19 protein-coding genes and 1 pseudogene are annotated in these 17,094 nt (G+C 56.1%); 8 read left to right on the forward strand and 12 right to left on the reverse strand.

Annotation, left to right across the window (positions count from 1 at the left end):
• Positions 1-41: 41 nt before the first annotated feature.
• From C8N40_RS23475 to C8N40_RS17245, 8 genes and pseudogenes are all read right to left on the reverse strand, one after another.
• Positions 42-227, reverse strand: coding sequence for a neutral zinc metallopeptidase (locus C8N40_RS23475; RefSeq protein ID WP_108213049.1), 186 nt, complete (start codon positions 225-227; stop codon positions 42-44).
• A gap of 282 nt (positions 228-509) precedes the next feature.
• Positions 510-1,097, reverse strand: coding sequence for a hypothetical protein (locus tag C8N40_RS17220; RefSeq protein ID WP_108213050.1), 588 nt, complete (start codon positions 1,095-1,097; stop codon positions 510-512).
• Complete coding sequence (locus tag C8N40_RS17225) at positions 1,094-1,645, reverse strand: stage II sporulation protein M (protein ID WP_146173588.1); 552 nt, start codon at positions 1,643-1,645, stop codon at positions 1,094-1,096. The genes C8N40_RS17220 and C8N40_RS17225 overlap by 4 nt, the downstream gene beginning before the upstream one ends.
• A 24-nt stretch (positions 1,646-1,669) precedes the next feature.
• Complete coding sequence (locus C8N40_RS17230; protein ID WP_108213052.1) at positions 1,670-1,930, reverse strand: hypothetical protein; 261 nt, start codon at positions 1,928-1,930, stop codon at positions 1,670-1,672.
• 41 nt (positions 1,931-1,971) lie between these two features.
• Positions 1,972-2,142: a hypothetical protein gene (locus C8N40_RS23155; protein ID WP_245905165.1), complete on the reverse strand. Its 171-nt coding sequence runs from the start codon at positions 2,140-2,142 to the stop codon at positions 1,972-1,974.
• A gap of 30 nt (positions 2,143-2,172) precedes the next feature.
• A pseudogene (locus tag C8N40_RS23480) lies at positions 2,173-2,265 on the reverse strand (MJ0042-type zinc finger domain-containing protein); the annotation flags it as partial.
• 353 nt (positions 2,266-2,618) lie between these two features.
• On the reverse strand, positions 2,619-3,023 hold the full coding sequence (locus tag C8N40_RS17240) for a helix-turn-helix domain-containing protein (RefSeq protein WP_108213054.1): 405 nt from the start codon (positions 3,021-3,023) through the stop codon (positions 2,619-2,621).
• Between the two features lie 146 nt (positions 3,024-3,169).
• On the reverse strand, positions 3,170-3,454 hold the full coding sequence (locus C8N40_RS17245; protein WP_108213055.1) for a hypothetical protein: 285 nt from the start codon (positions 3,452-3,454) through the stop codon (positions 3,170-3,172).
• Positions 3,455-3,786: 332 nt separating this feature from the next.
• Here C8N40_RS17245 and C8N40_RS17250 point away from each other — a divergent pair, with 332 nt between their 5' ends.
• From C8N40_RS17250 to C8N40_RS17275, 6 genes are all read left to right on the forward strand, one after another.
• A complete protein-coding gene (locus C8N40_RS17250) occupies positions 3,787-4,116 on the forward strand; it encodes a hypothetical protein (RefSeq protein ID WP_108213056.1) in 330 nt (109 codons plus the stop codon).
• A 49-nt stretch (positions 4,117-4,165) separates the two neighbouring features.
• Positions 4,166-5,527, forward strand: a complete 1,362-nt coding sequence (locus C8N40_RS17255; protein WP_108213057.1) for a redoxin domain-containing protein — start codon at positions 4,166-4,168, stop codon at positions 5,525-5,527.
• A 78-nt stretch (positions 5,528-5,605) separates the two neighbouring features.
• The gene (locus C8N40_RS17260) at positions 5,606-8,827 is read left to right on the forward strand and encodes a SusC/RagA family TonB-linked outer membrane protein (protein ID WP_108213058.1); all 3,222 of its coding nucleotides are present in this window, start codon (positions 5,606-5,608) and stop codon (positions 8,825-8,827) included.
• A gap of 11 nt (positions 8,828-8,838) precedes the next feature.
• Positions 8,839-10,218, forward strand: coding sequence for a RagB/SusD family nutrient uptake outer membrane protein (locus tag C8N40_RS17265; protein ID WP_108213059.1), 1,380 nt, complete (start codon positions 8,839-8,841; stop codon positions 10,216-10,218).
• 16 nt (positions 10,219-10,234) lie between these two features.
• Positions 10,235-10,699 (forward strand): protein-disulfide reductase DsbD domain-containing protein, encoded by a 465-nt coding sequence (locus C8N40_RS17270; protein WP_108213060.1) that lies wholly within the window; start codon positions 10,235-10,237, stop codon positions 10,697-10,699.
• Positions 10,696-12,699, forward strand: coding sequence for a protein-disulfide reductase DsbD family protein (locus C8N40_RS17275; RefSeq protein WP_146173589.1), 2,004 nt, complete (start codon positions 10,696-10,698; stop codon positions 12,697-12,699). Before C8N40_RS17270 ends, C8N40_RS17275 begins: the two co-directional genes overlap by 4 nt.
• 263 nt (positions 12,700-12,962) lie before the next feature.
• Here the strand turns inward: C8N40_RS17275 and C8N40_RS17280 are convergent, their stop codons facing one another.
• The 4 genes from C8N40_RS17280 to C8N40_RS22470 form a co-directional block, all read right to left on the reverse strand.
• Positions 12,963-13,247 carry a hypothetical protein gene (locus C8N40_RS17280; RefSeq protein WP_108213062.1) on the reverse strand — a complete coding sequence of 95 codons (285 nt, stop codon included), beginning with the start codon at positions 13,245-13,247 and terminating at the stop codon, positions 12,963-12,965.
• Between the two features lie 31 nt (positions 13,248-13,278).
• Positions 13,279-13,758, reverse strand: coding sequence for a MauE/DoxX family redox-associated membrane protein (locus tag C8N40_RS17285; protein WP_108213063.1), 480 nt, complete (start codon positions 13,756-13,758; stop codon positions 13,279-13,281).
• A gap of 193 nt (positions 13,759-13,951) precedes the next feature.
• A complete protein-coding gene (locus C8N40_RS17290; protein WP_108213064.1) occupies positions 13,952-14,560 on the reverse strand; it encodes a Crp/Fnr family transcriptional regulator in 609 nt (202 codons plus the stop codon).
• On the reverse strand, positions 14,511-14,753 hold the full coding sequence (locus C8N40_RS22470; RefSeq protein WP_146173590.1) for a hypothetical protein: 243 nt from the start codon (positions 14,751-14,753) through the stop codon (positions 14,511-14,513). Before C8N40_RS22470 ends, C8N40_RS17290 begins: the two co-directional genes overlap by 50 nt.
• A 143-nt stretch (positions 14,754-14,896) precedes the next feature.
• Here C8N40_RS22470 and C8N40_RS17295 point away from each other — a divergent pair, with 143 nt between their 5' ends.
• On the forward strand, positions 14,897-15,961 hold the full coding sequence (locus tag C8N40_RS17295) for a sensor histidine kinase (protein WP_108213065.1): 1,065 nt from the start codon (positions 14,897-14,899) through the stop codon (positions 15,959-15,961).
• Positions 15,958-16,683 (forward strand): LytR/AlgR family response regulator transcription factor, encoded by a 726-nt coding sequence (locus C8N40_RS17300; RefSeq protein WP_108213066.1) that lies wholly within the window; start codon positions 15,958-15,960, stop codon positions 16,681-16,683. Before C8N40_RS17295 ends, C8N40_RS17300 begins: the two co-directional genes overlap by 4 nt.
• Positions 16,684-17,094 lie beyond the last annotated feature (411 nt).

The following is a 17,094-nucleotide window of genomic DNA, read 5'->3' on the forward strand; positions in this document are numbered from 1 at the left end:
TGGAGAGGCGTTTTATTTTGCCATTGTATAACGCTCTTTCTCTACAGCTCACTGGCGTTAAAGGTATTGCCCTGCGACACATCGCCTGATTCGAAGCCTTTTATATACCAGCGGACCAGTTGCGCAGAGGTGCTATGGGTGAAGGAATCTAGCACTTCTCTACCGGTAGCTTGCTTTTGAAACCGATCATCGCCGATGGCACTGGCTGCATTCAGAGCCTCTTCCAGGTCTCTAGAGTCTAGAAATCCAGTTGCTTTTAGGGTATGATACGCCTATATACCGGCATAGAAATCAGCATGTAGCTCTACCCTTATCTTTTGTTTATTGAATTCCGTTTCCGACAGTCTCCCCTCAAAGCATTTACCTGGCCAGGGTACCCATAAGCTCTTGAACATGAAGCCCCACCCACCACATAGGCTTGGATATAGGCATTCGAGTTGAACGTTTAACGCAAAAAAAGGCCGCGCTACTAGTAGTCACGCGGCCTTCCTAAAATATGACTGTATACTTTAAAACAAGAATGAGAAAATGTACATCAATAATGTTGGGATCAATGTGCAAGCAACACTTTTTAAGATAGACAACTTATAATTATATCTAAAGGTGAAAGCTACATAACCATATAGCAGTAATATTGCTAAATAGTTTAGATATTTCAGGTCGTTAAGCGTTAACAAGCTCAATACTTCAAAACTTCCCTTCTCCTGTAAGCGCATGATTTCTTCTATATCATAGTAAGTCAAATCTAGTAGCGCCCAGGCTGTAATAAAGGATGTTAAAAGTAAGGGAAGAAAACCAATCCAAAATTTGCTAAACAAAGGTTGTATTGAACCTTTCCCCTCTACAAAGATCAAACACAGATAACCATTTATACAAAAGAAAGCCGCGATCAGGAATGGGATGAAAAAGCCAATAATACCATCGAAACTAGCAAATAGCTGCAGAAAGGTTGAATCAATCTTCGACCCAAAGAATACTGTATTTAAGGAATACTTCGAAATACCTATGACGATACCTATTGACGCCAGAACTATTAAGGTTAATACAGAATCTTGATTGATTCTTCTGGATATGGTAATCACATTGTTTTCATTCATATAATTCTCATACTTACATACACTTCAGTAAATGCTGCAAGAACAGTTAGAAGCACAGCTACCATAAACACTTTTCCTAGCAGAAACAGATTATCCTCTCTTATGGCATCTTTGGTGACAAAGTATTGTATTAACATCTTAGCCCCGGCAAAACCTACACAGCCGCCTAACCACAGTCCTAATAGCTCAAGCGAGTGAGGCAACACAATAAGAATGGTTTTTCCTAGACTGAGATTAGAAATTCCAGCACTAATCATTTGCCCTAAAAAGAAACCATTAAATACTAAGTTAATTGCGGTGCTTATACCTAATACGACTACGCCGGTAAGGTTAAATATTAGTACATATAGGTTATTTCGCAGGATATCTAAGCTAAGACTAAGGGGTTCCTTCTGGGTAAAGAGTGAAACTCCTTCACCGTAGTTGTTAAGAGAGGTAAAGTCAATTTTATAATGCACTCCTAGTATGAAACCTATCAACCAAATGATAAAGGAGCATAGGAATGCTTTCTTCAACAGCGCCATATGAATATAAGAGACTGCTTTCAAAAGGATAGCAGTCTCTTTGAGTTTTTACAGACCAGCAACTACACCTGCTGCTACTCCGGCAGGACCAGCTACAGTGCCCCATATGGCTCCTTCCATAGCGGCGTGAGCTACTCCAAATACGCCTATAGCAGCAGTAGCTTCATTGGAAGCACCGCTTTCAGCCATCGCGTACGTAATGGCAACCCAGGCTTTACCGCTTTGAACGGTAGAGCTGTTGTTTGTTAACATAGAAAAGCTGAAGCATGATGCTACTAGAGCAAACGCAGTAAATAATTTTGTTTTCATATTAGAAAAAATTAAGGGTGAAAAAATATAACTAAATTCAATTACTCAAATTCAACTTTATTATATACATAAATAACTGATGCAAGATATAGTACAACACCAACAGCTAAACCAATCAAAAGTGCTTTGACCAGGTTTCTATCATTAAACAATGAAAACTGGGCAGCCGCTACTGTTCCAATAAAGCCTACAGCAAAGTATATTGTGCTCATCTTCTTAGGAGTTAACGCTCTCCCACAAGATTTACAACGCACTGAGGAATTGTTATTTAACAAAAAAGCATGCTTGATTGCTATTTTAGATCTACAAGCAGGACATACAAAAGCCTTTCCCATACCATCAACTCTAATTATAACTAATCTAGGTCATGCGACGCATAAACCTTAAAACAATAATATTAACTATCATTAATATATGCAAATACGAATATGATTTTTTTAGATTAAAAATTGTTATAAAATACTGACAAACTATAATAAGACTCTCATTATCAAACGCATTTATATTTATTTTGCGTAATCGTGCTTTATCTGGAAAGAGGAGTACAGCTGATAGAAAATGGTATCAGGTGGATCAGACAATCCTATAAAGATACCTGCTCAGGTTATGAGGAGGTATATTGTAAAAAAAGCCACTGAATTACGTTCAGTGGCTCTTACACAAGAATTAAACATATTTATTATATACGTTACTTCTGCTCCTTTAGCATCCGCTCCAACAACTCCACCTTCTCTCGCTCAACTTGTAAAAGACGTTCATAAAGCTCAACTACCTTATCAACAGGATTGAAAGTCGGCTGAATATTTATGGCATTTATTGTAGAGCTATCCTGGCTAGTAAACGTGTTTGAAACTATATTAAAAGCTGCCTCCTCATCAAAATTCTTGATTGCCTCAGCGGAAACGCCAAGCGCTTTACCAATCCGCTCCAGTGTCACTTCATCCACCTCCTCTTCCTGCTCGATGCGGGAAATGTTCTGCTGGGTAGTGCCCAGTTCGCTGGCTAGTGCGGATTGCTTCACTCCCAAAGCGGTCCGCATTCTTCTCACGTGGTCGCCCAGGTGAATCGGTCGTCTTCTGGCTGCTGTTTCCATAAGAACAATATACGATTAATATTTGAATTATCCAATTTAATTCTACTTGTATTTCACTCGCTCTCAGTTGTTTAATACAAGCGTACCACATTTCATACAAGTCCTTAACTCCGCATCTTCGTGCTAGTATCAGGCTGTACCCGATGCTAATATACAGTTTTCAGGCATAATACTTTCTGAATATTTATCCCTGTACTTCCGTCCCTGGCTGAGAGGACAGCCGGGGCATCAACAGCTACAAATGAAAGAAGCCTCCTCAGAAGGCAGGTCTTAAACAGTATGAACAAAGGCACCTTACTTTCTTTTCTGCACTTCCCTGCCTCATGGCTGCCCATGAGCCTGTTCCACCTTGGAGCCAATCCCCTGAGCTGGCTCTCTCCGGCAGGTGTAAAGCGCATTGTCAGAAACCTGCCATCCTGTTGCTGTTTCATTATTCATATCCGCGCCACCAAACCCCTTTATTCCTATGAAAACGCTCAAATTACTCTTCAGGCTCTACGTTCGGTACCTTACCTACCCTCTCAAAAACCGCCGTTCTCCCTTTCGGTACCCCTACTTCCCGTAGGCTGCACTCCTTTTGATTGCCAGTCCTGGGTCCTCCTCATATCACCCCCGGAGTAACTGAACCACTTCTCCCGCTGCCGCCCTAACACCAGACATACGGTAAAATTAGGACGGATGTCACTTTGATTCCCTTACCTCCTGCAGCTCTTTCCCAAGGGCTGAGAGGAACCCTATTGCCCGACTAAACCAAAAAACACCTATGACAAACGCAAATGAAAACTCTTGCTCGCCAGCACCCGCCGAAATCATACAATCCTTCTGCTCCCGCTATCCAGAGGAGGCGGTGCAGCTGGAGATACGGCGCTGGTTTATCCTGGCCCTGAAGGCAAACTATGACGGCCTGACCACCGTCCGTACCACCAAACTGATTGCCTTCTACGAGCAGCTGAAAACTGTACTCTCCGCCCTGTACCGGCTGACAGAAGAGCCTGACACGCCGCCCTCCCTGGCCCTGGCGCTGGAGGAGCTGAGTCAGTACCTGAGCCCAAACTGGATGCTGTTGGTCGCACCGCCGGAAGAAGACTGGTAGCCCCGCCTGCCGCATCACCCCTATACCGCAACCTAATTAATTATATACTATGCTAATCATTTCTATACCCAGGCCTGCCATGGCCCTGCTGGGCATTTCCCTGCTATGGCTCGCGCAACTGTTTCTCGATCCGGGCAAAGCCATAGCCCAGGCTTCCCCACCCCCTGCCGGACTGACCACCGGAGACCCGGTGCCGGAGGTGCACCTGACCAATATCTACCAGGCCCCCTATACAGAGGCAAAGCTCTCCGATTACCAGGGCAAGCTCCTACTGCTCGACTTCTGGGCTACCTGGTGCGCCCCCTGCATCCAATCCCTCCACAAACTTGACTCTCTGCAGCAGCAGTTCGGGGAGGCCCTGGTCGTCTTGCCTGTCACGGACGAGCCTTTGAGCAAAGTCGCCCCCTTCTGGCAGAAGCGTGGCTGGCGCCTGCCCACCATCACCTCCGACACCGTGCTGCGCCGCCTCTTTCCACACCAGGCCATCCCCCACCAGGTGTGGATCCGGGATGGACGGGTGCTGGCCATCACAGGAGGCGAGTACGCCACCGCCGCCAACATCCGCACGGCCCTCTCCGGCAAGAGCTTTCAGTTCAAGGCCAAACAGGAAGTCCAACTGGAAAAGGACAAGCCGATCTTCATCAACGGCAACGGCGGGGCAGGCGAGCAGCTGCTCTACCAATCGGTCCTCTCCACCCGCCTGCCCGCCGATATCGGCGGTGACGCTCGCCGGAAGGACCGCATCCTGGCTTACAACCTGCCACTCCCGGCACTCTACTTAGTGGCCTACAGCGATGTCTTTCGCTTCCATGACCAGGAAAACCGCCTGCTGCTCGAAGTTTCCGACTCCCTTCGCCAGCGCCTGACAGGGGAAAATTTCGAGACACTGACCGGAGACTATGCCACCGATGCTCCTTTCCTGCGCTGGATGGAGGAGAACCAATACTGCTACAGCCTCATCCTCCCGCAGGAACAGCCACGGGAAGTGCTCAACGGTATCATGCGCGAGGACCTGAACCGCCTCTTCGGACAGTACCTGGGGATTCATGGCTCCCTGCAGCGCCGCAAGGTGGACTGCCTGGTGCTGGTGCGCACCTCCCGGAAAGACCTGCTGGCCACGAAGGGCACTCCCCGGCAACGAGTTTCTGACGACGAGACGTTTGCCCTGCAGAACAGCCCCTTTGCTCATTTGCTGAGCCGCCTGCAGTACGAATACATGCGGCAGCCCCTGCCCATCGTGGACGAGACCGGTTACACGGGCAACATCGACATCCGCCTGCCCAGGCCCCTGAGCAACCTGGAACAGCTACGGGCAGCCCTGCAAGCCTACGGCCTGGACCTGCGCCCGGCCCGCCGCAAACTCGACATGCTGGTCATTTCTGAGCTAAAGCAACAGCCCGCCTCCAGGTAGCCCTGCCCTCACTTGGGTGGGCCCGATGCCTCCTGACCAAAGGAAAACTATTTCTACATCTATAAACCTTAAAACCTGATGAAACGAAGTTTATCATTGCTTATCCTCCTCCTGGCCCCTGCCTGCCTGTATGCGCAGCAGCGCCTGGAAGGCACGGTGCGTGCAGGCAGGGATGCCACCCCGCTCGAAGGGGTCGCCGTCCTGCTCAAAAGCGGCCGTGCCGGCACCACCACCGACGCCGCCGGCAGCTTCTCGCTGCCCGTCGCCAGCCTACCCGATACGCTGCTGGTCACCCTGCTGGGTTTTGAGTCCCGACAGCTTCCGCTGGCCTCCCTTCCTGCCGCTCCCCTGCAGCTCACACTCATCGAGCGCAGCACCGGCCTGAAAGAGGTCACCGTCGTCTCCACCGGCTACCAGGACATCCCGCAGGAGCGGGCTACAGGCTCCTTTACCCAGGTGGACCGCGAGCTGTTGAACCGCAGTACCAGCCCAGACCTGGTCAGCCGCCTCGAGGGTGTCACCAACAGCCTGGCATTTGACCGCCGCGGCATGTACGGCGAGCGCACCGACAGCAAACCCGCGCTGCGGATAAGGGGCCTGAGCACCCTCTACGCCAACAAAGCGCCGCTGATCATAGTGGACAACTTCCCTTACGAAGGGGACATCGCCAATATCAACCCCAACGACGTGGAGAGCGTGACCGTCCTCAAAGACGCGGCGGCCGCTTCCATCTGGGGTGCTCGTGCCGGGAACGGAGTAATTGTCATCACCACCCGGCGCGGGGGCTACGGGCAAAAAACCCAGGTATCCTTCCAAACGAGTGTGCAGCGAACCGACAAACCGGACCTGCACTACAGCCGCAGCTTCCTGCCGGCCAATGACTTCCTCGACATCGAGCGCCTGCTCTTTGAGAAGGGCTTTTACCCGGAGAACGACCGCAGAACGCTTTCCCCGGCTGTGGAGACCTGGATTCAGGAGCGGGAAGGCCTGCTGTCGGCCGAGGAGGCAGGCGCCCGCATCAACGCCATGCGCCAGGTGGATGTGCGCGACGAGGCCCTCCAGCACCTCTACCGGCCGGGCCTGCACCAGCAGTATGCCCTGAACCTCAACGGAGGCGGGAACACCTACCGCTATTACCTCTCCGCCGGCTATGACCGGGGACTTTCCAGCCTCATCGGCAACGAGGACCGCCGCGTGACCCTCACTAGCCAGAACACCCTGCGTCCCCTGCCCAACCTGGAGCTCAGCGCGGGACTTACCTACACCGGGCGTGAGGCAGAAGAGAACGGGCTGGGCATCAGTGGGCTGAGCACGGCCGGCTGGACCAACATCTACCCTTATGCGCAGCTGGCCGACGCGCAGGGCAACGCCCTGCCCATCGTGCGGGACTATCGCAACGCCTATACCTCCCAGGCAGCAGAAATGGGTCTGCTGGACTGGCAGTTCCGCCCCCTGGACGAGCTCCGGTTGCGCGACAAAACCAGCACGGCTACCGAAACGCGTCTGAACGGCAGTCTGGCTTATGAGCTGCTGCCCAGCCTGAAAGCGCGCGCCCTCTACCAATACAAGCAGCTGGGTAACCGCACCACGGACCTCAACAGCGTGGATACCTATTATGCCCGTAATCTTATCAACCGCTACACCCAGGCGGATGGTACCCGCATCATTCCCGTGGGAGGCATTCTATCGGAGTGGGGCAACAGCCAGGCAACGCACTCCGGACGCCTGCAGCTGGACTATGCCCATGCCTTGGGCAAGCAGGGATACCTGAGTGCGCTTGGTGGCGCCGAAGTGCGGCAGAACCGCCAGTTCAGCAACCCTCACGCCATTCTTTACGGCTATAACCCTGAGGTGGCACAGGGGCAGACGGCCTTGGATTACCTCTCTTTTTACAGGACCCGCCCCACCTCTTCGGCCCGTATCCCCTCTCCGGATGCCAGGCGCACCGAATACACCGACCGCTATGTCTCTTACTACGCCAATGCCTCCTATGTCTTACGTGGCCGCTATACCTTGTCGGCCAGCAGCCGCTGGGATGCCTCCAACCTCTATGGGGTAAAGACCAACCAAAAGGGCGTGCCACTGTGGTCCGCCGGCCTGAGCTGGCTGGTGAGCGAGGAAAGCTTCCTGCACCTGGACTGGCTCTCCCTGCTGAAGCTGCGCGCCACTTACGGACTGGCCGGTAATACCGAAAAGGGCGTCACTGCCTTTCCTACCGTGAGCTATGTCTCGGCAGATCTCCTGAGCCGCCTGCCCTTTGCCATCCTGCGCAGCGCGGGCAACCCCCAGCTCCGATGGGAGAAGACCGCCACGCTCAATGCCGGGCTGGACTTCGGCTTCTTCCGTGACCGCCTGTCCGGCAGCCTGGAATATTACCGCAAGCAGGGCTCAGACCTACTGGGCGACAGGTTCATCGACCCCACCTCCGGCATCATCTCCGGACAAGACGGTTTTGTGCGAAACCGTGTCAACTATGCCGACGTGCGCACCACCGGCTGGGACCTGGCGCTACGGTCTGACAACCTCACCGGCGCCCTCGGATGGCAGACGCACATGCTGCTAAGCCAGGTGCGGAGCCAGGTCACCGGCTATGAGGAAAGGCAGCGCCCTGCCGTCAGCACCAACACCTATTTCTTTGCCAGCCCGCCCCCTGTCGTGGGCAGGCCCATAGAAACCGTGTACAGCTACCCCTGGCATGGGCTCTCTCCCGCCTCGGGAGACCCGCTCGTGCCAGTGGAAGGGCAGCTGGGCACCAACTACAGCGCTTATCAGCAAAGCCTGACACCGGAGGACCTTGTCTACCACGGCAGCGCCGTGCCCCGGTGGTTCGGAGGCTTGCGCAATACCTTCACCTGGAAAGGCTTTTCACTCAGCGCCAACCTCACCTGGAAGGCAGGCTACTTCTTCCGCCGCAGCAGCATCGACTACAGCCTTCTGTTCAACAGTGGAGTGGCACACATTGACTACCGCGACCGCTGGCAGCAGCCCGGGGATGAGGACCGCACCCAGGTACCGTCACTGCCAGCCTCCCTCAACTATAGCCGGGAGAGCTACCATACCTACAGCGAGGCGCTGGTGGAGAAGGGAGACCATGTGCGGCTGCAGGACGTGAACCTGGCCTACACCTTCGCCGGGCGACAGGACAAGGCCCTGCCCTTCCAACAGCTCAAACTCTTTCTCTACGCCCGGGACCTGGGCATTCTCTGGCGGGTCAATGGCTATGGCCTGGACCCGGATTATATAAACACCACCTATCCGCCGTCACGCAGCCTGTCTGCCGGCCTGCAGTTAACCTTTTAAACTTTTGTTCTATGAAACCTATCTACTTATATGTCTGGGCCCTCTGCCTCCTATCGCTGGCGGTGCTGCCTTCCTGCGAAAAGGAGTTCCTCGAACTCAAACCTGACAAGACCCTGGTGGTGCCCTCCACCCTGGAAGACCTGCAGGCCCTGCTGGACCATGGGGCCGTCATGTACACAGGCACCTCCCATGCCCTCGCGGAATTCGGCTCCGATGACTATTATGTCTCCTCGGCTACCTGGCAGCTGCTGCCCCGGCCGGAGGAGAAGAACGGTTACCTCTGGGCCCGGGAGGTTTACGAAGGCCGTCCGGTGAACGACTGGGATTACGCCTACCGGCGCATCCTCTACGCCAACACCGCGCTGGAGGGACTCAGCAAACTTCAGCCGCCTCCCGCGCAGCAGGAGGCCTGGAACCAGGCCAGGGGGATGGCCCTCTTCCACCGCGGCTGGGCCTTCTTCCAGCTCGCGCAGCTCTTTGCCAAGCCCTACGATGCGGCCACCGCAGCGCAGGACCCGGGTATTCCGCTCCGCCTCTCGCCTGACGTGGAGGCTGTGCCAACGCGCCAGTCCGTCGCAGAAACCTACCGCCAGATACTCGAGGATCTCCAAGCCGCCGAAGCCCTCCTGCCCGACCACCCCATCGTGCCGCACCGCCCCGGCAAGGCAGCTGCCCGCCAGGTGCTGGCCCGCGCCTACCTGCAATTAGGGGACTTTGCGCAGGCCCTGGACGCCACGGAGGGTGCCCTGCAGCTTTCCGGTGATTTAATCGATTACAACGCACTGGACACCAGCGCCCCCTTTCCCTTCCCCCCCGATGGAGAGGGAAACCCGGAAATCGTCTTTTACAGCAGTCAGTTCGCCCTGGAAATCCTCTATGCCGGGCGGGTACAGGTAGACTCCCTGCTGTACCGGACCTACGACACGCTGGATCTGCGCCGCAAGGCCTTCTTTTATTACGAAGGGGACAAGCTCACCTTCAAAGGGTCCTTTGAGGGAGCCGCCCATTTATCCACGGCCCTCACCACCGGGGAGCTGTACCTGACCAAAGCCGAGTGCCTGGCCCGGCTGGATCAGCCCGAAGAGGCCCTGCACACCCTCAACCGGTTGCTGGAGCGCCGCTATGTGGCAGGCTCCTTTGCCCCTCTTACCACCGACAATACCCCGGACGTGCTCGGACGCATCCTGGAGGAGCGCCGGAAGGAGCTGCTCTTCCGGGGAGTGCGCTGGCAGGACCTGCGCCGCCTCAACAAAGATCCGCGCTTTGCCAAAACCCTGGTACGCGTAATCGAGGGCAGGCGCTACGAGCTGCCGCCCAACGACCCGCGCTACGTGTGGCCCATCCCCGACAACGTTGTACAGGCCAGCGGTCTGCCCCAGAATCCCCGTTAATCTTAACCCAACGATTATGTCTTCTATAAAATGTAGTTTCTTCCTCCTGTGCTGGCTGCTCCTTCCGTGGGGCGGCCAGGCACAGGACCTGCCGCCCGTCACGTGGACCTTCCAGGCCGAGCAGGTGTCGCCTCAAACCTATAAGGTGCTGCTGACCGCAACCATGGAGCGCCCCTGGTCCATCTACTCGCAGGATACCCCGGAAGGTGGGCCACTCCCCACGACCATTGCCTTTCACCCCAATCCCCTGATCTTGCCGCAGGGCAGCATCAGGGAGATAGGCACGCGCCACCGGAAGCAGGACAGTACTTTTGGCGTGGAAGTGTATTACTACCGCCACACGGTCACCTTTGAGCAGCAGGTGCGTCTGCGCAGCAACGTCACCACCGCCCTGTCAGGCATCGTGGAGTTCATGGCCTGTGACGACACGCGCTGCCTCCCGCCGCAGACCGTCGCGTTCACTATACCGTTGGAAAGATGAGAAGTTGGATGGCGACACCACGGTTCCCGCTCCTGCGCCGGTTGATAGCGCTGACGCTGCTTTGCTGCCTCAGCCTGGTCACCGCCTCTGCCCAAAGCCCGGTGCGCTGGCAGATCTCGGCCAGGCTGGAGGCGGACAACACTTACACCTTAACTCTGCAGGGAAGCCTCCAACCGGGCTGGCACGTATATGCGGCAGCGGACCCGGAACTGGGGCTGGATGGCCTGCGTTTGGAAGCGGATGATCCCTTTCTGACGCTGGAGGACCCGGTACCCCTGCTCACGCCTACCCGTCAACAGGAGGCGCACTTTGATAACAAATGGGTGCCGGTCTACCGGGACACCATCGCCCTGGAGCAGCGCCTCTGCGTCCAGGGCCCTGTACCGGCCTCCCTTACGCTCACCCTCACCGGCTTTGCCGCCAGCCGGGAGGCATTCCTTCCTCTGCGGGAAGAGTTGCGTGTCTCCCTGCCCGGGGGAGAGGAGCTTAGCGCCAACCTCTCCGGCAGCTTGAAGCTGGCATCCTTGGATCTGGCTCGTGCCGCCGCCTGCGGAACGGAAGCCGCCCATGACGGTTCCCTCCCCACTGTTTTCCTGCTGGGCTTCCTGGGAGGGCTGCTGGCCCTGCTCACGCCCTGCGTATTTCCCATGGTGCCGCTGACGGTTACCTACTTCAGCAAGGGGGCAGGCAGCAGGCGCCAGGCCCTGCGCCACGGAGGCCTGTTCGGTCTGGGCATCCTTGGCATCTACCTGGCCTGCAGCCTGCCGTTCCACCTGCTCGACAGCGTAAACCCCGGATTGCTCAACAGCCTCTCGACCAATGTCTGGGTCAACCTGCTCTTTTTTGCCGTTTTTGTAGGCTTTGCCCTTTCTTTTTTCGGTGTGTTCGAACTGACTTTACCGGGAAGGCTGACCAACAGGGCAGATGCCCAAGCAGGTCTGGGCAGCGTGGGAGGCATCTTCTTTCTGGCCCTCACCCTGGTGCTCGTGTCCTTTTCCTGCACCGGCCCTATCCTGGGCACGCTGCTCGTTGGCTCCCTCACAGCAGCCGGCGGGGCCTGGCAACTCACAGCGGGCATGGGAGGCTTTGGGCTGGCCCTGGCCCTGCCCTTTGCCCTGCTGGCCTTCTTCCCGCACTGGCTTCAGCACCTCCCCCGCAGCGGGGGCTGGCTGCGCACCATGAAGCGGGCGCTGGCTTTCGTCGAGCTGGCCCTGGCGCTCAAATTCCTGAGCAACGCGGACTTGGTGGCCCAGTGGGGGCTGCTCAAACGGGAGGTCTTCATCGGCCTCTGGCTCCTGCTGGCCGTGGGGCTGGGGCTGTACCTGCTCGGCATCCTGCGATTTCCCGATGAGCCACGCGGCCAGGCCATCGGCCGGGGACGGCAGGTGGCGGGGCTGCTGACCTTAATTTTTGGGCTTTACCTGGCTTCGGGACTGGCCAACTCACCCCAGGGCAGCCTGCGCCTGGTGAGCGGCTTCCCTCCGCCCTGGGGCTACAGCCTCTATAGCCGGGCAGAATCCCAAATTAACGCTGAGAACCCTGTTCAACCTAAGGTGGTGAACGACCTGGAGACGGCCATGCGACTGGCCAGAGAGGAGCAAAAGCCCCTCCTGCTGGACTTCACCGGTCATGCCTGCGTGAACTGCCGTAAAATGGAAGAGCAGGTTTGGACAGCGCCGGCCGTATCCAGGCTGCTCCGGGAGGAGGTGATCCTGGTATCACTCTACGTGGACGACCGCCAGTCCTTGCCCCTCATTGAGCGCTTCACTTATACCGATCTGGGGGGCACCTTGCGGGAGGTGCGCACGGTGGGCGAGAAATGGTCTGCTTTCCAGGCCCTCAACTTCGGGCAGGTGACCCAGCCCCTCTACGTGCTCCTGAGTCCGGACCGGCAGCTGCTCAACCAGCCGATCGGGTACACCCCGGATGAACGGGTCTATGAGGCCTGGCTGCGCTGCGGCCTGAATACACCCTCAACTACAAAAAGGGAAGCACCCTGAACTCATGGGCTTTCATCTGGGATTTCCTTTCTACCATACCCTGTGTGTTTCCTGTTTGTGTTGCTCGGGGAGGGGAGCGCCATGCTCCTCTCCCTTCCCCACCGCCTGTACCAACTAAGTGTTTAAGGTGAGTTTTGGTTAAATGAAAGGCGTCCAGGTTTTGCCGGGGCGCCTTTTCCCCTTTCTCCCACCTGTCCATAAAAAAGACAGGTACCGAAGGGGTTATTCCCCCCGGTACCTGTCCCTACTCGCCGAGCATCGTATTAGAACTGCCGGTGTGCCTTTCTGATCACCTGCCCGTTGGCCTCTGCCTCAGACACCGTCTCCGGGATCGGCTCGTTGGCATTCAGCTGCAGCTGCACCATGCACAACTCTATCGTATTAGTGGTTTTGCAATCACCACTTGGCCCTGCTGCAGGGCTGCCGATGGCGTCGCCTTCCACCAGGTACCAGCCGGAGTCGAGCGCGGCAGGCGCGCTGAAGGCCATGGTGCCGGCGGCCACCAATACAGCGGCCAGTGCGAGGAAATTTACTTTAAGTCTTTTCATGCTTGAAAAATGAAAAAGGTTTAACAAATACTTATCTGCGGTCACTTGGGTAGGCCGCCCCACCTGAAGAAGGCGCTCTCCCGAACCCGCCCCCTCGCTTTATCTTCACAAACAGAAATAAACCATATACCGCCAGGACAGTGAACAGCAGGTTAAATACCAGGTGCTCCCGCCAGCTCAGCTCGCTCAGCACCCCGCCGCAGGCGCAGGGCAACGCTTCCCAAAAGCCAAACACGGCCAGGCCCACATAACCGGTAAAGAGCAGCAGGAGACCCAGCGAAAGCCAGAGCCCCGCCAGCAGATAGCGCCGGACCACCAGGCAAGTTGCCGCCACCAGCTCTATACCGGGCAGCGCCCACACCAGATGAACCGTCAGCCATTCGGGCAAGGGCTGGAGCAGGAGCTGCGCGGCGAAGACCTCCGGCTCCTGCCATTTGCTCACGGCCGCATAGACCCACAGCGTGATCAGGGCCAGCCTTACTCCCATCAGATGTGCCGTTGTTTTCTTCATGGCGCTTCCTTTCTTGAAACCTGCTTGAAGGAAATCAGGGATGACACGACAGGGAGTTCTCCCCCACATGGCTACCCCTTAAGCGTATGCTGTAAAGGTAGCCGACTGGCTGCGCATCACCTGTTACCTTATGTTAGGAAGAGCGGAAAGGTATGTTCCGAAAAGACGGAACATAGGTTCAAGGAGTGAAAAGCTAAGCACGCCTGTTTTCCCGGATCAGCCGGCTGAGCGACTGCGGTGTCACGCCCAGGTAAGAGGCGATCACCTCCCGGGAGGCGTGCTGCCCGATCCGGGGATGGGTCTGCTGCAGGTCCTGGTAGCGCTCCCAGGCGGAGCGCGTGAGCAAATCCTTTGTTCTTTTCTGGTGAAAGGCGCAGTAGTGCAAAAGCAGCCCCCGGAGCAGGGGCTCTACGCCCGGCACCTGCCTCACCAGCTCCGTGACCTGCCGGTAGGAAAGGGACAGCAGCGCGCTCTCCGGATTTACTTCCAGGTATACATCTGAGGGCTGCCGCAGAAAGAAGGAGGTGACGGGCACGGCCCAGGAATCCTCCCGCCATAAAAACAGGGTAATGGCGCGGCCGGAAGAGTCATCGTAATAGTAGCCGCGCACCATACCCCGGTCCACATAGTACAGGTACTCGGGAACCTGCCCGGCGCTGAGCAGGAGCTGCTGGCGGGCATAGCGGCTCTCAGCCACCATCCCCGCCAGGCTGGCTTCCAGCTTTTCCAGCAGCCCCTTTTCTTTGAGCTCCTCAGGAACGGAATCTCCGGCCAGGGACTCCACCAATCGCTTTACCTGCATAGCCGTGCCTGCTGCCTTTAGGAACGGAGGCTCTGTTCATGCCCCGCTCCGACATGATGATGGTTGAGGTGGTGATGGTCACCGTGGTGGTCGTGGGATCCGTGGAGGAGGGATCCCCTCCCTGCCAGCCTTCTTTTCTGAAGGAGAACAGGCGCTTGCTTACCAGTTTCAGCTTTTCGTTTCTCTTCTTCATGCCGCTTTTTTAGGAGCAAACCTATATCCTTTTGCACCTATCCTGAAATAAATTAGATGAACGCTTGTTTTATATAGATAAAAAAAGTACTATATTGAGAAAAGAAAGCGAACAACACCCTTACCACGACAACAAACTTAACGATGGCACACATCCCTCTCCGCCGGGTAGGGACACATGGTCTCGCCTGGGCAATCTTTATCGCTTACGAAGTCTCCATCATTTTCTTCACCTCCACCCTGCAGCGGGTCTATTGGTGGGAGTACCTGGGCTTCTACCTGCTCAACATTCTCCTCTTCTATGTCAATGCGCATGTGGTACTCCCCTACTGCTTCGCCAAGCGGGGCAGCCCCTGGCTCCTGCTTTTGCTCCTGCCCCTGGAACTGGGGCTTTACATCATCCTGCAATACGGACTGGAGCTCTTCTATAACCTATTCCGGCCTGTGCCCAAGCCCCTGCTTTTCCAGCAGAAGTTTATCCTCAGCTACCTCTGGCGCGGCATTTATTTCTTTATGCTGAGCACCCCCTACTGGCTCGTGCGGCGCACGATTGAGAACACCAAAACCATCAGCCGGCTGCAGGTGGAGCGGTACCGGATCCAGAAAGAGAAAGCCGAGCTGGAAAAGGATCTGGTCAAATCCCAGAACGCCTACCTCCAGGCGCAGATCAACCCCCACTTTCTCTTCAATACCCTGAACTTTCTCTACAACCAGGTCATGGACGTCTCCCCCAAGGCTTCGGAGGGCATCCTGCTCCTCTCCCAGGTCATGCGCCACGCGCTGGCCACCGTTCACGAGGACGGCAAAACGGAGCTCACCCGGGAGCTGGACCACATCCGGCAGTACATCGCCCTGAACCAGCTCCGCTTTCAGCATCCCCTCCACCTGCACCTGCAGGCAGAAGGCCAGCTGCAGGGACTCCGCCTGCCCCCCTTGCTCCTGCTCACCCTCGTGGAGAACATGTTCCGCCACGGGGACCTGACAGACCCGGACCACCCGGCCCGCATTACCCTGCGCCAGGAGGCAGGCACCCTCTCCTTCTGCACCCGCAATAAGAAAAGGACCTCCTATGTCCGGAGCGGCCACCGCCTGGGCCTTGAAAACGCCCGGACCAGGCTCCTGAACACCTACGGCCCTGACGGGCACTGCCTGGGCATACACGAGGACGAGCGCAACTACACGGTTCACCTTCAAATCAATACCATATGATAACCTGTTATATCGTAGACGACGAGGCGCACGCCATCCAGGTACTGGCACGCTACGTGGAACAAACGCCGGGGCTGTCCCTGGTGGGGTCCGAGGAAAACCCCTTGCTTGCCCTGCAGACCATTCGCTCCGGCCGGGTCAGCCCGCAGCTGGTTTTTGTCGATGTGGACATGCCCCAGCTATCCGGCATCGAGCTGGCAGGACTCCTGAACCCCTTCTCCCGCGTGATATTTACCACCGCCTATGAGGAGTTCGCCCTGCAGGCGTTTGATCAGAACGCAGTAGACTACCTGCTCAAACCCATCATCTATGAGCGTTTTCTCAAGGCAGTCCAGCGCCTGCAGGACTTGCCCCCGTCCGGCAACAGGCAGTGGCAGGCAGAATGCTTTTTTATCAAGGGTAACTTTAAGGGTACATTCACCCGCATTGCGCTGAAGGATGTCCTCTACATCGAGGCCATGCAGAATTACATCCGCATCCACACCGTGGAGGGCATACACATGACCTACCTGACGATGAAGGAGATGGAGGACTACCTGCCTAAAGAAAGCTTTGTGCGGGTGCACAAGTCCTTTATCGTGCAAGCTTCCTTTGTGAAGGGCGTAGAGGGGAACCAGATCATACTGGATAACAAGGCCACGCTTCCGTTGGGCGCCACCTACCGCGAGGCCTTCCTGGCTGAGGTAAACGCCAGGCTGTGGAAGAGCAGGCGACTGCCCTGAGGCGGTACATCTCCCCACAGCAAATGTTCTGGTCATCTTCATAACAGCCGGCCAGCACCTGGTGAACGGAGCTATAGGTATGGTCGAAACCTCAGGTCGCGCAGACAGGAAATAGGCGCATGCGTATTCCGCCCAGGAAAACTTGACCCGTTCAGCTTTTCTTTCTGAGGAAAGGCAGCGATTAAGCACTAAAATTCAAGAACACACTCGCCGCTATCACTGCCTTCCTGTACGTAACGTCGCGGGAGGCAACCAGCGACCTCATGGCCTCGGCCGGGCCGGGAAGGGATGTCTACTGGTGACTACCAAGTAGGGTTCTTCAGGGGTATACCAGGCATTTAGCATGAGCAGGTTATCAAACCTGTGCCTTCCCATCAAACTTGTTTTATAACCAGCCTGAACTGAAGGCCC

The sequence above is a fragment of the Pontibacter mucosus genome (genome assembly GCF_003054055.1).
GTDB lineage: Bacteria > Bacteroidota > Bacteroidia > Cytophagales > Hymenobacteraceae > Pontibacter > Pontibacter mucosus.

Bases quoted from the DNA above. Each gene is read 5' to 3' on its own strand.
- C8N40_RS17300 (WP_108213066.1), top strand. From the start codon at position 15,958: ATGATAACCTGTTATATCGTAGACGACGAGGCGCACGCCATCCAGGTA.
- C8N40_RS17230 (WP_108213052.1), bottom strand. From the start codon at position 1,930: ATGAAAACAAAATTATTTACTGCGTTTGCTCTAGTAGCATCATGCTTC.
- C8N40_RS17280 (WP_108213062.1), bottom strand. From the start codon at position 13,247: ATGAAAAGACTTAAAGTAAATTTCCTCGCACTGGCCGCTGTATTGGTG.
- C8N40_RS17240 (WP_108213054.1), bottom strand. From the start codon at position 3,023: ATGGAAACAGCAGCCAGAAGACGACCGATTCACCTGGGCGACCACGTG.
- C8N40_RS17265 (WP_108213059.1), top strand. From the start codon at position 8,839: ATGAAACCTATCTACTTATATGTCTGGGCCCTCTGCCTCCTATCGCTG.
- C8N40_RS17245 (WP_108213055.1), bottom strand. From the start codon at position 3,454: ATGAAACAGCAACAGGATGGCAGGTTTCTGACAATGCGCTTTACACCT.
- C8N40_RS17290 (WP_108213064.1), bottom strand. From the start codon at position 14,560: ATGCAGGTAAAGCGATTGGTGGAGTCCCTGGCCGGAGATTCCGTTCCT.
- C8N40_RS22470 (WP_146173590.1), bottom strand. From the start codon at position 14,753: ATGAAGAAGAGAAACGAAAAGCTGAAACTGGTAAGCAAGCGCCTGTTC.
- C8N40_RS17250 (WP_108213056.1), top strand. From the start codon at position 3,787: ATGACAAACGCAAATGAAAACTCTTGCTCGCCAGCACCCGCCGAAATC.
- C8N40_RS17295 (WP_108213065.1), top strand. From the start codon at position 14,897: ATGGCACACATCCCTCTCCGCCGGGTAGGGACACATGGTCTCGCCTGG.
- C8N40_RS17260 (WP_108213058.1), top strand. From the start codon at position 5,606: ATGAAACGAAGTTTATCATTGCTTATCCTCCTCCTGGCCCCTGCCTGC.
- C8N40_RS17275 (WP_146173589.1), top strand. From the start codon at position 10,696: ATGAGAAGTTGGATGGCGACACCACGGTTCCCGCTCCTGCGCCGGTTG.
- C8N40_RS17220 (WP_108213050.1), bottom strand. From the start codon at position 1,097: ATGAATGAAAACAATGTGATTACCATATCCAGAAGAATCAATCAAGAT.
- C8N40_RS17285 (WP_108213063.1), bottom strand. From the start codon at position 13,758: ATGAAGAAAACAACGGCACATCTGATGGGAGTAAGGCTGGCCCTGATC.
- C8N40_RS17255 (WP_108213057.1), top strand. From the start codon at position 4,166: ATGCTAATCATTTCTATACCCAGGCCTGCCATGGCCCTGCTGGGCATT.
- C8N40_RS23155 (WP_245905165.1), bottom strand. From the start codon at position 2,142: ATGAGCACAATATACTTTGCTGTAGGCTTTATTGGAACAGTAGCGGCT.
- C8N40_RS17270 (WP_108213060.1), top strand. From the start codon at position 10,235: ATGTCTTCTATAAAATGTAGTTTCTTCCTCCTGTGCTGGCTGCTCCTT.